This is a genomic window from Pseudomonas sp. R5(2019) (assembly GCF_009905435.1).
Lineage (GTDB): Bacteria > Pseudomonadota > Gammaproteobacteria > Pseudomonadales > Pseudomonadaceae > Aquipseudomonas.
This window is the reverse complement of the sequence record NZ_JAAAMT010000049.1, coordinates 23,718-40,568: the sequence shown is the minus strand read 5'-3', so window position 1 is coordinate 40,568 and position 16,851 is coordinate 23,718. Positions and strand designations below refer to the sequence as shown.

Genomic DNA, 16,851 nt, shown 5'->3' with positions numbered 1-16,851 from the left:
CCCGAACTCAGCAGTGAAACGATGCATCGCCGATGGTAGTGTGGGGTTTCCCCATGTGAGAGTAGGTCATCGTCAAGATTAAATTCCGAAACCCCTATCTGCGTACGCAGGTAGGGGTTTTGTCTTTAAGTAGAAGCTCCACCCTTTTCGCTGGCACGTCACAGCAGTGACGGATCGGCAACCGAGTTTCTTGACGACCATAGAGCATTGGAACCACCTGATCCCATCCCGAACTCAGCAGTGAAACGATGCATCGCCGATGGTAGTGTGGGGTTTCCCCATGTGAGAGTAGGTCATCGTCAAGATTGAATTCCAAAACCCCTGTCTGCTAACGCAGACAGGGGTTTTGTCTTTCCGGGGTAGCAATAAACAGCTCAGGCCCTGCGTAATCGACTGCTACGCCGCGCCAACAACTTGCGCCACCAGATATATATCCCCGTTACCGACAGCACCGCGACTACAACCCCGAGCATCGCAATGATGTACTGCCCTGTGCTCCCGAGGATGCGGCCGCCGTGGATGGGTAATTGAAGGCGGTAGAAACGCTCTCCGAGCGTTCCCTGACCTGCTATCTCCGTACCCAATAAACGACCATCAGTGCCATGTAGAAACAGCCAGGACTTACCCTGTGCATCGGTGTCATGCTGACCAAACCCCGCGCCGTAGAAGTTGTACTCGAAGCTGTAATAGAGCTCGCCGATTGCAGCATGCAGGCCGAGACGCTTGCCTTCTGCCTTGGCCAATTCATAGGCCTGTTGATAACTCAACTTCGTTTCACCCAGTTCCGCTGTTGGCACTCGCCCGCGCGCTTCATACACGCTGGGCTCCACGGCTGAGAACAGCGACACCGCTGGCTTGAACACTTGGCTGGGCAAGTTCATGGCCACACTGCTGACCGCCACGGGCAATAGCAGTAACCACAGCCACAAGCCGCCAGCCCTGTGAATATCCATATTGACCCGGTAGGCATGCCCGCCCTTGATCTTCCAGGCCTTGGTCCACTTGCCCCAGAACGGGCGACCCCGTGGCAGCGTCAAGATGACGGCAATCAAGCAGTCCAGCACCCACAGGATGGCCACGCCGCCCATCAACCAAAGCCCCCAATTGCCCGGTAGCGCCAGGTTGTGATGAAACTCGAGCATGAACGGGACAAGGTTTTCTCGCGAAAAGCAGCACTCACCCCAATAGCGCTGACCCAACGTGACACCGCTGACCGGATCCAGATAGAACACTGTGTTCTTTTCGAGGTAGGGCAAGCCTGTCGCAGGATCGTTTCGAGGGACCACCGCGAGCAACGCCGAATGCCCGGCTTCATCGGGGTATTCCATATACCAGACTTGCAGGCGAGGATGTTCACGCTGAATGTTATCGACCAGCACACCCGGCTGAAGTGGTTCGCCCAGGGCCTTGGCCTCATAGAAGCTCGGATTCAGCCATTCATCCAACTCATGCTGAAACGCCAGGACGCTACCCGTGAGCCCAGCCAACGCTAGAAACAGCGCGGTGGCCAAGCCGATATATCGATGCAATAAAACGTACAGCTGCCGCATGGTTCAACTCCAGAGGTAACGCCAGAAACAACAAAGCCAGCCGTTGAAGTTCAATAGGCTGGCTTTACCGATCACCGCAGTTCAAATCAGAACTGGTAGCTGACCGTTGCGCTGACGTTGCGCTCCTCGCCCATGTAGCAAAAGCTCAGGCTGGCACAGGAGGCAATGTAGGTTTCATTGGTAAGGTTGTTGGCATTCACCCGCACATCCACGCCCTTGAGCCCGACCTTGCCCAGGTCGTAGCCGACAGAGGCATCCACCAGCGTGTAAGCCGGAACCTTCATGGTGTTCTCGGCGTCGGCCCAGCTGTAGCCGACATAGCGCACACCGCCGCCCAGCCGCAGTCCATCCAGCGCACCCTGATTGAAGCTGTAGTCTGCCCACAACGACGCCATCTGTTTCGGCGCCTGCGTCGGCGAATTGCCTTTGTTGTCCAAGGCGGCATCGATCGTGCTGGTCATCGACTTGGAATATTCGATGTCGGTGAAGGTGTAGCTCCCCAGCATTTTCAAGTTGTCGGTCACCTGGACATGCGCTTCGAGCTCAAGGCCTTGTGAGCGAATTGCGCCGATCGGGCGATAGAAGTTTTCCTGCGGCAGTTTCGACGCCAGGTTTTCCTGGTCGATGCGGAACAGCGACGCAGTAAACAGGTTATCGGTGCCCGGCGGCTGGTATTTGATACCGGCTTCCCATTGCGTGCCCTCCGTAGGCGCCAGCGGGTTGCCGCCGGCATCAGCGAAGGAGTTGGGGTTGAACGATTCCGAATAGCTGGCATACGGCGCAATGCCGTTGTCAAACAGGTAAAGCACACCCGCGCGACCGGTCAGTTTGGTCCGGTTGTCGCTGATTTCCGTGCCGACTGGGCGACCCGCTTCCGCCAGGCGGTTTTCGTCAGAAGTCTCCACCCAGTCCTGACGCAGGCCAAGCGAGAAGCGCCACTTATCCATCTCGATCAGGTCCTGCAGGTAAACGCCGGTCTGTTCCAGACGACGCAGGTAGCTGGTCGGGTCGTAATAAGTGATCGTCGAATTGCCGTAGACCGGCTCAAACGCATTAATCGGCTCGAGCCCACCCGATTCCCAGTCCACCACCGTCTTGCGACGTTGATAGTCGGCACCCAGCAACATCGTGTGCTTGGTGGCACCGGTAAAGAATTCGGCTTGCAGCATGTTGTCGACGATGAACGCGTGAAGCTTCTCATCGCCAGCGGTGAAGTATCGGTTCAGTTCGTTGCTGGTTGGGCTGGTCCAACCGTACGCATAGACCTGATCAAGCTTCACCTTCGAATCCAGATAGCGGAAGTTCTGGCGCGCGGTGAAGACATCGTTGAAGCGATGCTCGAACTGATAGCCAAAGGATTGTTGATCACGACGGAAACGATCAATGCCTGGCTCGCCTTCGAAGAAGTGATCGGAAATCCGCTGGCCATTGCGCTGGTGCAGCGCGCCATCGGCCGGCAAGCCGCCGTGGTAGCCGCCTTCGGGATCGTGCTGCAGATAGGCTTGCAGAGTCAGGGAGGTGTCTTCGTTGAAGTCGATGCTGACAGTGGGCGCCAACGCGTAGCGTTTTTCTTCGTTGTGATCGAATTGGGTGTCGGATTGGTCAACCAGACCTGACAGGCGATAGGCAATGCGCTTGTCGTCGTCTACTGGGCCGCTGAAGTCGAAACCCATGCCACGCTGGCCTTGGGTGCCCACCGTGGCTTGTACCTGATGGTAGGCCTCATACAGCGGCTTCTTGCTGGTCAGGGCCACCAGGCCACCCGGTGAGCTGCGGCCATACAGCACGGATGATGGCCCCTTTAGAATATCCACGCGCTCGAGGAAGTACGGATCGACCTGCATGGTGCTGTAGGTACCGCTATCACCCATGGACTTCAGGCCATCCAGGTAGATGTTATCCACAGAGCCGTCGTTGAAGCCGCGCATGGCCACGTAATCGTAGCGATGGGTCGCACCATAGGGGTTGGTCAAAACACCCGGGGTGTAGCGCATGGCCTGGGACACGGTTTGCGAGCCCTGGTCGTCCATCTGCTGACGGGTCACCACCGATACTGACTGGGAAGTCTCCAGCAGCGATGTACTGGTCTTGGTCGCGATCTGGCTATGGGTGGCGTTGTAGCCTTCCATGCTGCCCAAGGCATTCCCCAGTGCGAAGCCACGGACGTCAGTGCTCGGCAAGGCCAGCGCGGCGTCTTCGGGAAGCGCGCGCAACACGTAGCTGCTGCCGTCCTGGTTCACGGCTTCCAGCCCCGAACCGCCGAGCAGGCGATTGAGACCCACGTCGGTCGAGTAGTTGCCTTGCAAACCCTGCGATTGGCGGTCTCGCGTCATTTCCGGGGTCATGGACAGGGTGATGCCAGCCTGGCGGGCAAATTGATTCAACACCTCGCCCAACGGCCCCGGTGCGATGCTGTATTGACGGCTGGCATTGACGGTCTCGGGCTGTGCTGACGCCACCGTAGGAAGGGCTCCTACGATTACCGTCGAAAGCAGCGCCGCCCTGATGGCTTTCCCCAGCAGGTTTCCGGAAGCGGAATCTAAGACAGGATGACAATCATTCTTGCCGAAAGGTGTAGCGAGGCTCGAAAACAAATACATGGTGATATCCATCAAGACGGTATGGGCAGCAGGGGTTGCTTACGGTCTTAGCCGGACACCGTGGAAAAACCCGCCAAAAATAATTCGCTTTTATGCAATCAAACGACCGCACGCTCCAGGCGCACCCACCAACGGGTGCGATAGTGCACCTTGATGGGCAGTGTCTGCGGCAGAATTTTCAGCAGTTTCTCCGGATCATCGAGACGGAATACCCCGGACAGGTGCAAATCGGCGACCTCGTCGGCACAGCTCAGAAAACCATTGCGATAGCGCCCCAGCTCCTTGAGGAAATCACCCAGGTGCATATTCCGGGTCACGATCAAGCCCTCGGTCCAGGCACCGGCATCCATGTTCTGCTGCAGCAGTGGTGTGATGGTTGTGCCGGATACGCGTAGCGCCTGGCCAGCTTCGATCAGGCGTGGCCCGGTTGGCAAATGAAGGGCGACACGCCCCTGGCTGACGCTGATGCGCGTGCAGTCCGGGTCCTGCCGGACAACGAAGCGCCCTTCGATGCCTTCGAACAACCCATGCTGGCTGCGAACCAGCAACGGCCGGGTAACCCCCGCGTGGGTGTCGGTGCCACAGGTGAGCATGATCTCGCCGTGCTTGAGTTCAATCAGCCGTTGCTGTGTGGTAAACGCCAGATTGGCCGCGCTATGGGTATTGAGTTCCAGCCGTGAACCGTCCGGCAATGGGAAGCTGCGACGTTCGCCAGTGGCGGTGGCGAAATCTGAGGTCCAGGGGTCGAGCAAGGCCAGGTCTTTGCCGAGCCAAGCGGCTGAACCGAGCATCACGATGCCGCTGAGCATTTTCAAGGCTTGTCGACGGCCAAGACGCTGGGAGCTGTTTTCCAGGACCTCGAAGGCGACACTCGCACCCGGCACGGTCCGCAGATTGGCATTCAATTCCTGACTGAGTGTTTGCACCCTCTGCCAAGCCATTTCATGGTCATGATGGGCTGCTCGCCAGGTCTCGCACTGCTGGACGAGTGTCGGGCTGTCGCCATGGTTGCGCAGGCGCAGCATCCAGTGGATGGCCTGTTTGACCACCTTGGGGGGCGGCTCTGGCGCTTTTATCGCGGTGTTATTCATCGGCTTCATAGCGCAGCAGGTAGCAATGATAGAGCGCGTCGGCCACGTAGCGCTCAACGGAACGCAGCGAGATGCCCATTTGCTCGGCGATGTCCCGATGGCTCAATCCTTCGCACTGGGCCAACAGAAAAGCCCGTCGCACTTTTGGCTTGAGCCCGTCGAGCATCAGCGCAATGCGCTCAAGCAGCTCTAGCAGCAGTTCACGGGTTTCTTGCGACGGCACTTCTGCTGGCGGTAGATGAGCGAGCGCCTGCAGGTAGGCGCGGTGGAGCTCTTCCCGGCGCCAATGGTCGATGACCAGGCCACGGGCGATGGTCCGCAAAAACGCCCGGGGCGAACTGAGCTCCAGGCTGTCGCGACGTTGCAGCAGGCGCACGAAGGTATCCTGGGCCAGATCCGCGGCATCGGCGGCATTGCCCAGCTTGCTGCGCAACCAGGCGTTCAGCCAGCTGTGATGGTGATGGTAAAGCGACTGCACGGCGAACTCTTGAGAGGGCATGGACACGCGCTGCAAGTGGCGTCATAAATGATAATTAGTCGCATTGTGGCTGAAGCCCTGAAAATTTTGCAACTACGGACTGTCTGAATGGCTACGCCCGCTCAGCTTGCGGGCGTAGCCAGTTGGGATCAGCTCAACAATTGCTTCACATTGTTCATCGCGTCATCGGCAAAGCCTTGCAGGAAGGCGCTGAACGCTGGCATGGCTTCGGCCCCGCCTTCGAGCGGTTCGGCTTCGATGGTCCAGACAGCGCGGGCATAGCCTGCGTCGATTTCCTCAACCTGCATCGCGGCCCACAGGTTGCCGATATTCAGGCTGGTATAAATCAGGCTCCAGGTCATGTGCAGCGCCTGATCGTCCCGCGCGTTAAGCTGCTCGATGACCACGTTGCCATCCTTGAACAGCTTCTTGCGCACCGAGCGCACGCCTTCGCCGGTCATCTCGATGTGCGCCAGCGCCGGAATGAAGACCGGGAAGCCGGCAAAGTTGCCGACGATGCTCCAGACGCGTTGGGCATCGGCCGCAATTTCGACTGAAGCGACGACGGTGCAGCCATCCGGGTTGTGAATCAGGGTGTCGGGTTTAAGGGTTTTCATGAGGTGCTCCTGCGGTGGGTAGTCAGATGAACTGAATGTCTTTGAGGTATTGGCAGCCCTTGCGCAGCAGCGCCGGGCTTTTGCTGGGGTAGCGCTCGCCCATGCGCAGTACCCCGGCCAGGGCGTTGTCATGGTCGATTCTGGAGATGTCGCCGATGTCTTCTTCGAACCCGTCGAGATAGAAACCGAGCACACCAAACAGGGCGTTGTGGTTGTCGACGCGTTGCAGCTGGCGCTGCCAGGCCTCGACGCTGACCAGTTCGAAGGCGTGCCCCAGTTCGCGGAACGACGCCACATAACCGTCCCAGCTCAAAGGCTCGGGGTTGTGCAGGTTGAACACCGCTTGCCGGGGCTGGTAACAGCTGCTGTGAAAGGCGATGAAACGGGCGAGAAAATCCACTGGCATCAAATCGAAGTTCAGCTTCAAGGCCGGTACCTGTCCCAGCTGAAGCGACCCTTTGAGCATCAACATCAAGCGGTTTTTGTGGGGCTGGCAGACGCCGCTGTCACTGTGGAACGTGATATTCCCGGGTCGATAGAGATTGACCCAAACCCCCTGTTCGCGTGCCCGTTGCAGGATCCGCTCCGCCACCCATTTCGACAGGTTGTAGCCGTTGCGGATATAGATCGGCGGGGTCTGCGCTGGCGGTTGTTCCAGCACACTGCCGTTGGCGCCGGTCGCGCTGGAGGCCGACAGGGTGGAGACGAAGTTGAAGATCTTCTTGCGCTGGCCCTCGCACAGGCGCAGGCATTCGAAAATCGGTTCTACGTTGTCAGCGGCCAGCGCGGGGTAATCGAGCACGTGATTGACGTGCGCGGCATTGTGGATAAGCACGCCGAAGTCCCGGTCCAGACGCTCGTATTCGGTGTCGCTCAAGCCGAGGCCGGGCTGGGAAATATCCGCGGTGATCACGCTGACGCGGCTCAGGTCCAGGTGGTCCAGGCGGTTCTCGCGCATGGCTTGGGCAAAGCGCTCAGAGGCGGTTTGCGTCGGCGTGGCCCGCACCAGGCAAGCCACTTCAGTCGCACCCCATGCCAGCAAGGCTTCGACCAGGTGCACACCCAGAAAGCTGTTGGCGCCGGTCAGGATGATGCGGTGTACATCACCCAGTTGGCTGACAGGCAACACCGTCAGCTCCAGTGTTCGACAAGCGTCTATCAGGGCCTGCGGGCAAACCGGGTTCGCCTCTTCCTGGGCACCACCGATCAGGCTTGCCAGTCGCTGTAGCGTGGGCGTTTCTATAAAGCGATTGATGGGGATGCTGCATTGGAACTGCTCGCGCACCTGAAGCAGCAAACGCGACAACAGGATCGAATGGCCACCGAGATTGAAGAAACTCTCGTCTGTACCGATGTCGTCTTCGGGCAGCTCCAGCAGAGTGGCCCAGAGTGTCAGCAAGCGCTGTTCACAAGCATTGGCGGGCAAGCAACGCGGCGCCTGTTCGCGTTCCGGCAACGGCAAGTTCGACAAGGCCCGGCGATCAACCTTGCCGTTAGGGGTAAATGGCATGGCTGTCAGTTCACGCAATACAGCGGGTTGCATATAGCCCGGCAGCTGGCGCTCGGCATATTGGCGCAGCGCGGCCAATGAAGCCTCAATGTGCGGCCCCGCTGCAAACGCCAGGATGCGCTTGTGTGGATCAATCACCACCGCCACCTGCGCGAACAATCCGCTGGCGCGCAGGGTGTGTTCGATCTCTTCGGGCTCGACCCGAAAGCCACGGATCTTCACCTGATGATCACGCCGCCCGCAGAATGCGATGCCATCGTCGGTCCAGCGGCCCATGTCGCCGGTTCGATAGGCCCGCAAGGCAGTACCGTCTGGCAGGTCGAGGGCGACAAACCGTTCGGCCGTCAGCAGCGGATTGTTCAGGTAGCCAAGGCCCACGCCAGCCCCGGCGATATAGAGCTCGCCCATGGTGTTGTGGGCAACCGGTTGCAGCGCCTCATCCAGAATCAGCACCTGAGTGTTGGCAATCGGCCGACCAATGTCGCGATTGTTGTCGCCGGGGTTGAGGACGCGGGTGGTCGCCAGCACCGTGGTTTCGGTCGGGCCGTAGATGTTGTGCAGGTGGCTGCCACGGGCCAGGCGCTCAATCACGGTGGGTTCGCAGACATCGCCGCCGGTGATCAGGTGCTCAAGCCCCAGCGGTTCATCGGCAGGCAAAATACTCAGCAGCGCCGGCGGCAAAAAGGCGTGGGTCACGCCGCGCACCTTGATCAGTTCGAGCAATTGCCGAGGGTCGCGGCGCTGGTCCTCGCTGGGCACCACCAGTTCGGCGCCAGCGATCAGGGTCGGGAAAATATCCAGCAGTGAAGCGTCAAAACCAATGGTTGAAAATTGCAGGACGCGGCGCTGCTCATTCAGCTGCACATGCTGGCAATACCACGCTTGAAAGTGGCTGAGGTTGTGTTGGCTGAGCAGCACGCCTTTGGGCTGGCCGGTGGTGCCGGAGGTGTAGATCGCCACACAGGGCGCATCGACGCTTGGCGGCTGGCGCATCAGGCGAGCGTCGGCCGCAGGCTGCGGTGTGTCCAGCTGGCGCAGGTCGAGGGTGGGTATGCCCAGGCCTGCAAGCTGCGCTGTGCCGTCATGCAGCACGGCGCAGGCCTTGGCATCGGCGAGGATATGCCGCACGCGCTCGGAAGGATGGCTCGGGTCCAGCGGCAGGTACACCGCACCACAGCCCAGCACGGCGAGTATCGCGGCATACAGCGTGAAGGATTTCTCCAGGCATACGCCCACTACCTGCCCGGACACACCGCAGGGGAACTGCTCGATCAGCGAGGCTTGAATCTTCAGGGCTTGCCCCTGCAATTGGGCATAACTCAGCGACTGCCCGTTCATCGACAGCGCAGTCCGTTCGGCAAAGCACACAAGGCTTTCATCCAGCGCTTCGATCAACGTGGTTTGCGCCTGTCGTTCAAGCACCTCGTCAGTGGTGTGATTGAGCAGGTGCTCGAACGCCAGCGCATCCAGCCTCTGCAAGCCCGACTCAGTGGCTTGCCGCGCAGGCCCTGCTACCGTGGCCTGGGTGAAATGCGCGGGGTTTCGAGAAAAGCGACTGACCTCAACCGCAATGCGCTCCACCCACGCCTGGATCGCCCGCAACCGAAGGGCCTGGCCGTTGCCGCTGGGTTCGGTCGCAAGCGCTTGGCAGATGATCAGGCGTTGAGCGGTGGCGCTGCCATGCCAGCCCAGCAACTCAAGCGCTGGCAGGCCACGTTTGGCAAGGCTGGTCGCCACCCGCAGGCCCAGATGTTCGCAGGCTGGAAGGTCCGGCAGCGGCAGGCTGCCGTCCTCGATCACCAACTGCAGGTCCGCCGCCGCTTCATCCAGTGAGCCAGGGGCACACAGGTGATCAAGGCGATGGCCGTGCTGCTCAAGCTCCCGACCGATCTCGGCCAGGGCCGTGCTACGACCGATCAATACAATGTTCAGGCGTCTCATGACGGTCTCCTTCCATCAGGGCAGATAGTCGGCCAGCGCGTGTTGCACGCAGGCTGAGTCGAGCATCGAGCTGCTGCGGAAAAACCGCAGGATGTTGCCCAGCAGCGGGTGCTGGCGGTTGATCGGGAAGGCCATGGCCTGCATTTCGCGCTCGAGTGCTTCGCGGGTGCGGGCGGGAATATTCAGCTGCGCGATCAGGCGAAGGTCGAAGTCTTTCTGGATGTCGTTGGTCAGGTACTGGCCGATAAACACCGGCAGCATCCGGGCGATGGCCTGCCGCTCGGGTTCTGTTGCGCCTTGCCAGTAAATACGCACCAGCCTGGCCCAGAAGGTCGAGTGCCGGCCTTCGTCCAGCAAGTGGTCGGCCATCAGACCTTTCACCGAAGCCTTGACCGTGTCGTCCCGGGCGAAGGCGGCGACGTCGTTGGTCAGGGTGTTTTCGGCGATGGCCACGCAGATCAGTTCCACCGCACTGCGCAGCTCATCCGGGACCTGCGCCATGGCCGCCGGAATGGCACGGCTCAGTTCGATCTCGGCCGGCAATGCGATGGGCTCGATGCCCGTCAGATCCAGGGTCTGCTGCATGAAGTCCAGGGCCACCAGCGCGTGGTAGTCCTCGTCCACCACCACCGTCATCGCGTCATAGCGGCAGGCAAACGGATAGCCAATGGCGAAGCGGTCCTTGGCGATGCTGCGTGCGGTGCGATCGACGATTTCCGTCTCGAAGATCACCACGTCATTGATGAACTTGTACAGGCTCTGCACCAGCACGAAGTCGCGTTGCTGCGGGCATTCGCGCTGGAAAGTGGCGCTGAGCACCAAGGGCTGACGGCTCAGCGGGTAGATCAGCTTGTCATCGTTTTCCAACAGGCGGCGAGGGCGGGTGCGGATGGTTGCCCGCGCCTCCCAGGCTTCGGCGAAGGACTGATAGTCGGCGGCGTTCATGCGCTCACCTCGGCTTCGCCCACGTGCATGGAGACCCGCAAGCCGTCCCACAGTGCAATGCGACTTTGCACGGCAGCGATAGCCGCTTGGTACACCTCGCGCAGACGCTGTTCATCGCCTGCGACCAGCCGCGCCAGCAAGCGTTCGGCTGCCGGGCCGTGGTCCTCGCTGTCGACCTCGATATGGCGTTGCAGGTAGTAGTGGAAGGTTGGCGCCTGTTCCTCACTGATGTTCCAGTCATTGAGTATGCGCTGGAACATCGGCGGGATGACGCTTTCGCGGCCATGCAGGAAGGCGGCGGCCACTTCATGGGCGCCGCCGTGCAGCGCGACGCTCAAGGTGTGCTCGACAAAGCGGCTGGCGGCAGCCCCGGCTGCAACTTGGCGCAAGGCACTCGGGTAAGGTTCCCCGGCGCGTTGCAGGGCGACAAATTGCTCGATGGATGAGGTGCGCGCGCCGACTTCGCGCATGGCGTCCAGGTACAGTTCGAAATGACTGTAGTGACCGTGCGGGCGACGATCATCGGACTCTTCCCCGAGCACGATTTCATTGATCAGCCGCGCGGCCTGAGGGTCGGCCGGCGGCAGCCAGGGCAGACGGGTGCAGGTCAACTCTTGTTGCAGGCGCTTGGTCAGCGACATGAAATCCCAAACGGCAAATACATGGGTTTGCATAAAGCGCCGAAGGACGGTGAGTGAATCGATTTCGGAAAATATCGGGTGATGGGCGAGGGCATGTTTATGGTGTTCAAGTTGCGCTTTCAAGTGTTCCATGATCAGTCCTTGAATAAAGTTGGCGAGGTTCCTGGTTAGAACTTCGAGGCGTGCAAGTACCGCCTCTTGTCAGGTGGTTAAACCGTTGGGCCAGTTGTTTCCGGGTGCCGGGCGTTGACTGGACGGGCTGTCGTCGGCCGGTGATCAAAAAGTTAAAACACAGCTGAAGTAGTGCGCAAGTTATTTTGAATATATTTTAAAGTTGTATTTTTTTGGGTCGAAGTGAGCGCGTTAAAACTTTAAGTTAAAGTTTTATTGGCCTGTAAGTGCCCCTTCCGGTGAATAAACGCCAGAATAAATAACAGATGAGTGAATGCCTCACTCCGAGCACTGTGTGATTGGGGAAGTTTCGATAACTGACTGTTTTGGCCGACGCGTTGATCCGTCCTGGCCCTCGTTGATCTCCTTCGACGTGTCGATGGGAGACAAGAGTGTGCTCAAAATCGGCGCGCTGCCATGGGGGAGGGGGTTAACAGGTCAAGGCAATGCCATTGGATCGCGTTGAACCCAATTTATGGAGCGGATTGGGCTACTCGCTGAGCAACCCCAGATGGGTATTGATGATTTGCAGCAAGCGCTTGCGCTGGGTGGTGACGAAGAAATGATCACCACGCACCTCGATCAATTCGAACTCGCGCCGGGTGAATTCCCGCCAGTTCATCATGCTGGCGACCGAATCGAGTGGGTCGTCGCTGCCGTACAAGGCCGTGACCGGTATATTCAGGCTTTCGCCGATTTGATCGGACCACAGCTCGGCGAGCTTCAGGTCGCTGCGAATCGCGGGCTCGAACTGAAGCCGGCGTTCACTGTTGCGCACCGCCTCTGGCGGAGCGATGCCGCGGGAGAGTAGCGCGTGATCGAAATCGGGTTGCGGGAGTTCGTGCAGAAAAGGACGGGCCTGGTCGCTGTCGGGGCTGCGGCAGCCCGAGACGAACAAGTGGCGGGTCTGGCCCACATAGCGACGCTCGGTCAGTTTGGCGATTTCATAGGCCAGACGGCCACCAAAACTGTGGCCAAACAGGGCGTGGGGTTCCTTGAGGTAGCCGCTCAGCTGCGCAAAGGTGTCTTCCAGCAGCGGCGCCCACTCATCGTAAGGCGTCTCGTCCAGACGCGAGCCATGCCCGGGCAGGCGCACTGTGACCAGTTCGATATGGTCACTCAGGTCTGCTGACCAACTGCGAAATTGCTCCGGGTCGCCCCCGGCATAAGGGAAGCAGATCAGCCGGATCTTTATCGGCTGACCGGAATTGAGGACCATCAGCCACTTGTTGTTTTGCGCGTGCACTGCCTTTCCTTCGCCTGGGACAATACACCCAGGTCGGCTCACTACCCACAGGCCGAATCCTTCGCCCCCAGGGCCGTCGGTTCAAACATCAGAACGTCTGTTCAGATAGTTCTTGATCGTCTCCGAAGCTTTGTTCAAGTGCCGTTCCAGTACCCCGATTGCAGCGTCCACGGCCTTGTCGCTGGCAGCATCGGCCAAGGCGCGATGGTCATCCTGGGTCAGTTTCCCCAGCCCCATGGATGATAGGTGAAAGCGCAGGAAGCGCTCCTCCTCATTCAGCTCGACCTCGATGAAGTGCAACAGTTTCTTGTTGGTCGCCTTGGCGTACAGCGCCATGTGAAACAGGCGATTGAGCCGGCCGATCTCGGCATGCGAGTTCTGTTTTTCCAACAGCTCGATGTAGTGCCGGGCCAGTGCAATGTCTTCGGGCTCCAGCAGCGGTATCGACTGGCGCAGCGCTTCGGTTTCAAGCAACAGGCGCAGCGCGTACGTGTCGACGGCATCTTCACCGATCAGTGCCGCGACCAGGGCGCCCTTGTGCGGCACCACCTCCAGCAACGATTGTGCTTCCAGTTGCCGCAACGCCTCGCGCACCGGCATCCGACTGACACCGAACAAGGTAGCCAGTTCTTGTTGACGCAAAGCCATGCCGCTGGGCAGGCGACCATCGAGAATCGCGTTGCGCAGTTTTTCTTCAATCACGGCGCGGGCGAGGTGCGCGGGCACCTGCTCGCTGGCCAGGATGCTGCTCAAGGGTCTGGATTTTTGCATCACGCCATTTTCACCTGCAAAAGGTGCAAATTGGATCCAAGATCCAAAACACACTAGTGATTGCTATTGTCCTTGTCAAACCCGTCGGGAATGTAACCGCAGCTACAGGGATTCCACGCCTTGATTACGAGGCATGACACCATCGTGAACCAAGATTTCTTCGAAATAAAGCGGCCGCGATTATCGAGTTTTCCGGCTCGGCATCAGCGTGCCCCGGCATTGTTTTTTTACCCTCCAGGCCGCACCATCCGGGGCATTCCCTCCAGATTGCGCGGGTTGATCGCATTGGCGTCACGGTGCGCGTTTTTCTCCACTTTGTACCGCTTCGGGCTGGCGATTTTGCTCGGCGGCCTGCTGCTGGCCGGCGTTCATGCCGATTGGGACTTTTCCCGGATCAGCCGTCACGCCCAGGCACTCTATGGGCAGTTGGGCGAGGGGCAGCGGCGCATCGATGCCTGGCAACGGCTGTTGAGCACCCACAAACAGTTGGCGGAGCGTGAGCAGTTGAAGGTGGTCAACCTGTTCTTCAATCGCCAACTGCGCTACCGGGAAGACAGCGAGCTGTGGCATGAGATTGACTACTGGGCCACGCCAATCGAGTCGCTGTGGAAGGGCGCCGGCGATTGCGAAGACTACGCCGTCGGCAAATATTTCAGCCTGCGCCGCCTCGGCGTGCCCAGCGACAAGCTGCGTATCACCTACGTCAAAGCCTTGCGCCAGAACCGTGCGCACATGGTCCTCACCTATTACTCGAGCCCCGAGGCGGTGCCGCTGGTTCTCGACAGCCTGATCGACACGATCAAGCCTGCCAGCCAGCGCGACGACCTGATTCCGGTCTATGCCTTCAATGGTGAGGGCATGTGGTTGACCGGGGCTGCTGGCAACAAAAAAGTCGGAGATACCAAACGATTGTCGCGCTGGCAGGATCTACTGAAGAAGATGCGCACCGAAGGATTTCCAGCAGAGCCCGTTTACTAAGGAGCGCCAATGTCTTTATTCAAACAACTGCTCATCGCCATTTGCCTGTTCCTGGTGGTCGCCTTCAGCGGCAGCTTCATGGTCAGCCTGGAAAGCTCTCGTGCCCAGTACGTCAATCAACTGCAATCCCACGCCCAGGACGCCGCGACGGCGCTGGCGTTGTCCCTGACGCCAAATATCGACGACCCGGCGATGGTCGAGCTGATGGTCAGTTCGATCTTCGACAGCGGCTACTACGCCAGCATCCGCGTGGTGGACATGGCGACCGACACGGTCCTGGTGGAGCGCAGCGCGGAACCGGATGCCAGTGGCGTGCCGGCCTGGTTTGGCAAACTGATCAACCTGCGCCCGGCCGGTGGCGATGCGATCGTCAGCCGTGGCTGGCAACAGGCGGCCCGGGTTGAAGTGGTCAGCCACCCGATGTTTGCCGTCACCAAGTTGTGGCAAAGCGCACTGGGCAGCCTCGGCTGGCTACTGTTGTGCGGCGCCGCGAGCGCGGTGCTGGGCGCCTTGTTGCTACGGCGCCAGCTCAAGCCGCTGGACTACATGGTGGCGCAGTCCCATGCGATTGCCCGGCGCGAATTCCTGAGCCTGCCGCAATTGCCCCGCACGCCAGAGCTGCACCGCGTGGTGCAGGCCATGAACCAGATGGTCGAGAAGCTCAAGGCGCTGTTCCAGGAGCAGGCTGAACGCAGTGAAAAACTACGGGTCGAGTCCTACCACGATGGGCTGACGGGTCTGGGTAACCGGCGCTATTTCCAGATGCAACTCAACGCCCGGGTCAGCCATCGCGATGAGGCCGGAGAGGGCTTTTTACTGCTGCTGCGGGTCAACGATCTGACGGGGCTCAACCAGCGCCTCGGCGGGCAAACCGCCGATGCGCTGCTGCAAGCCATCGCCGGGCAACTGCAGCGTGCCTGCGCCGGCTATCCACAAACCAGCAACCTGATCACCCGCAGTCGAGGCGGCGAGTTCGCCGTGCTGGCGCCGGGGTTGGTGCGCGAGGAGGCGCTGCAACTGGCGCAAACCCTGGAAACCCATCTGCTCGACCTGCAAGCGACCGGCGTCAGCGACGTCACTCCCATTGCCTGGATCGGCCTGGCGCCGTACCGCCCGGGCGACGCACCCCACGCCGTGCTGGCACTGGCCGATGAGGCGGTGTCCCAGGCGCAGGGTCAGCCAGAGGCGCACGGGGTCTGCCTTGACTACGGCAATGCGCAGCAAGTGAGCGACGACCCATCCGACTGGCACGCACTGCTGGACGGAGCCTTGAGCAAGGGCGACTTCCAGCTGTTCTTCCAGCCGGTGGTTGCCAGCGACGACCCGCAGCGCGTGCTGCACCACAAGGTGGTTTCTCGCTTGCTCGGCCCTCAAGGCAACACCCTCGTCGCCGGGCGCTTCCTGCCCTGGCTGGGGCGTTTTGGCTGGTCGCCGCGGCTGGACCTGCTGATGCTGGAAAAAGTCATCCAGCACCTGCAGGACCATGAGCAGCCGCTGGCGCTGAACCTGTCCGCCGCCACCCTGAGCGACCCACAGGTGCTCGAACGGATCTACGCCCTGCTGGCGCGTCACCCAGCCCTGGGTTCACGGCTGACACTGGAAATCGCCGAAGACCAGCTGCCCGAACAGGCGCAGCTCGAACAGGTGATCCGCAGACTGCGCAGCCTTGGCTTCGGCCTGAGCCTGCAGCAGTTCGGCGGGCGCTTCAGCATGATCGGCAACCTGGCGCACCTGGGCCTGGCGTACTTGAAGATCGACGGCAGCTACATTCGCGCCATCGACAAGGAACACCACAAGCGCCTGTTTATCGAAGCGATCCAGCGTGCCGCCCACAGCATCGACCTGCCGCTTATCGCCGAGCAGGTCGAAACCGAAGGAGAGCTGCGGGTGCTGCGTGAAATGGGCATTGAGGGGGTGCAGGGTCGCCTGTTCGGTGAGCCGATGCCGTGGCGCTGAGTCAGAGTAACTTCTCGTCGTCGTCGACCAGGTGGGCCAACCCGCCGAGTGCCTCACGGGTCTGGCTGCGTTGCATCAGTTTGCTCTGGGCGGCGGGTGGCAGGTCAGTGATGCGAATCACGCCCTTTTCAGTGAGCACCTGAATCAAGTCGTCGAGCACCCGGATCATGTCCAGGTCGCTTTGCTTGAGCAGCCGACGGCTGTACCAGGCCTGAATCTCCGGGTGATCGGCCGCCAGCATTTCGGTCTCCCCGCCGTACGGTGCAGATTCCACGCGGGCCAGCTGGCCCTGGGCATCGCGTTGCACATAGAACATGGCGCATCCCTCCAGAGTTGATTCCATGACAGCCAAGAGC

Annotated in this window: 13 protein-coding genes and 1 rRNA gene; 3 read left to right on the top strand and 11 right to left on the bottom strand. The window is 60.2% G+C overall.

The window, feature by feature from the left end; all coding sequences use genetic code 11:
- The first annotated feature begins 189 nt into the window (after positions 1 to 189).
- A 5S ribosomal RNA gene (gene rrf / locus GUY40_RS23510) occupies positions 190 to 305 on the top strand.
- Positions 306 to 374: 69 nt separating this feature from the next.
- Here the strand turns inward: rrf and GUY40_RS23505 are convergent.
- From GUY40_RS23505 to GUY40_RS23460, 10 genes are all read right to left on the bottom strand, one after another.
- Complete coding sequence (locus GUY40_RS23505) at positions 375 to 1,550, bottom strand: PepSY domain-containing protein (protein ID WP_166571304.1); 1,176 nt, start codon at positions 1,548 to 1,550, stop codon at positions 375 to 377.
- 86 nt (positions 1,551 to 1,636) lie between these two features.
- The gene (locus GUY40_RS23500) at positions 1,637 to 4,150 is read right to left on the bottom strand and encodes a TonB-dependent siderophore receptor (RefSeq protein WP_166571303.1); all 2,514 of its coding nucleotides are present in this window, start codon (positions 4,148 to 4,150) and stop codon (positions 1,637 to 1,639) included.
- Positions 4,151 to 4,248: 98 nt separating this feature from the next.
- On the bottom strand, positions 4,249 to 5,241 hold the full coding sequence (locus tag GUY40_RS23495) for a FecR domain-containing protein (RefSeq protein ID WP_166571302.1): 993 nt from the start codon (positions 5,239 to 5,241) through the stop codon (positions 4,249 to 4,251).
- Positions 5,234 to 5,740: a sigma-70 family RNA polymerase sigma factor gene (locus tag GUY40_RS23490; protein ID WP_166571301.1), complete on the bottom strand. Its 507-nt coding sequence runs from the start codon at positions 5,738 to 5,740 to the stop codon at positions 5,234 to 5,236. Before GUY40_RS23490 ends, GUY40_RS23495 begins: the two co-directional genes overlap by 8 nt.
- A gap of 128 nt (positions 5,741 to 5,868) precedes the next feature.
- The gene (locus GUY40_RS23485) at positions 5,869 to 6,336 is read right to left on the bottom strand and encodes an SRPBCC family protein (protein ID WP_166571300.1); all 468 of its coding nucleotides are present in this window, start codon (positions 6,334 to 6,336) and stop codon (positions 5,869 to 5,871) included.
- A gap of 22 nt (positions 6,337 to 6,358) precedes the next feature.
- On the bottom strand, positions 6,359 to 9,787 hold the full coding sequence (locus tag GUY40_RS23480) for a non-ribosomal peptide synthetase (protein ID WP_166571299.1): 3,429 nt from the start codon (positions 9,785 to 9,787) through the stop codon (positions 6,359 to 6,361).
- Between the two features lie 15 nt (positions 9,788 to 9,802).
- Positions 9,803 to 10,732, bottom strand: coding sequence for a diiron oxygenase (locus tag GUY40_RS23475; protein ID WP_166571298.1), 930 nt, complete (start codon positions 10,730 to 10,732; stop codon positions 9,803 to 9,805).
- Positions 10,729 to 11,505, bottom strand: a complete 777-nt coding sequence (locus GUY40_RS23470) for a DUF3050 domain-containing protein (protein WP_166571297.1) — start codon at positions 11,503 to 11,505, stop codon at positions 10,729 to 10,731. The genes GUY40_RS23475 and GUY40_RS23470 overlap by 4 nt, the downstream gene beginning before the upstream one ends.
- Before the next feature lie 529 nt (positions 11,506 to 12,034).
- Positions 12,035 to 12,790 (bottom strand): alpha/beta fold hydrolase, encoded by a 756-nt coding sequence (locus GUY40_RS23465; protein ID WP_166571296.1) that lies wholly within the window; start codon positions 12,788 to 12,790, stop codon positions 12,035 to 12,037.
- Between the two features lie 81 nt (positions 12,791 to 12,871).
- Entirely contained in the window at positions 12,872 to 13,561 is a 690-nt protein-coding gene (locus GUY40_RS23460) for a GntR family transcriptional regulator (RefSeq protein ID WP_166571295.1), read from the bottom strand.
- Between the two features lie 285 nt (positions 13,562 to 13,846).
- Between GUY40_RS23460 and lapG the strand changes: the two genes are divergently transcribed.
- Together lapG and lapD are read left to right on the top strand one after the other, a co-directional pair.
- Positions 13,847 to 14,539, top strand: a complete 693-nt coding sequence (gene lapG, locus GUY40_RS23455) for a cysteine protease LapG (protein WP_166571294.1) — start codon at positions 13,847 to 13,849, stop codon at positions 14,537 to 14,539.
- A gap of 9 nt (positions 14,540 to 14,548) precedes the next feature.
- Positions 14,549 to 16,495 carry a cyclic di-GMP receptor LapD gene (gene lapD / locus GUY40_RS23450; protein WP_166571293.1) on the top strand — a complete coding sequence of 649 codons (1,947 nt, stop codon included), beginning with the start codon at positions 14,549 to 14,551 and terminating at the stop codon, positions 16,493 to 16,495.
- Between the two features lies 1 nt (position 16,496).
- On the opposite strand, the gene GUY40_RS23445 is transcribed toward lapD, so the two are convergent.
- Positions 16,497 to 16,811, bottom strand: coding sequence for a tryptophan synthase subunit beta (locus GUY40_RS23445; protein ID WP_166571292.1), 315 nt, complete (start codon positions 16,809 to 16,811; stop codon positions 16,497 to 16,499).
- Positions 16,812 to 16,851 lie beyond the last annotated feature (40 nt).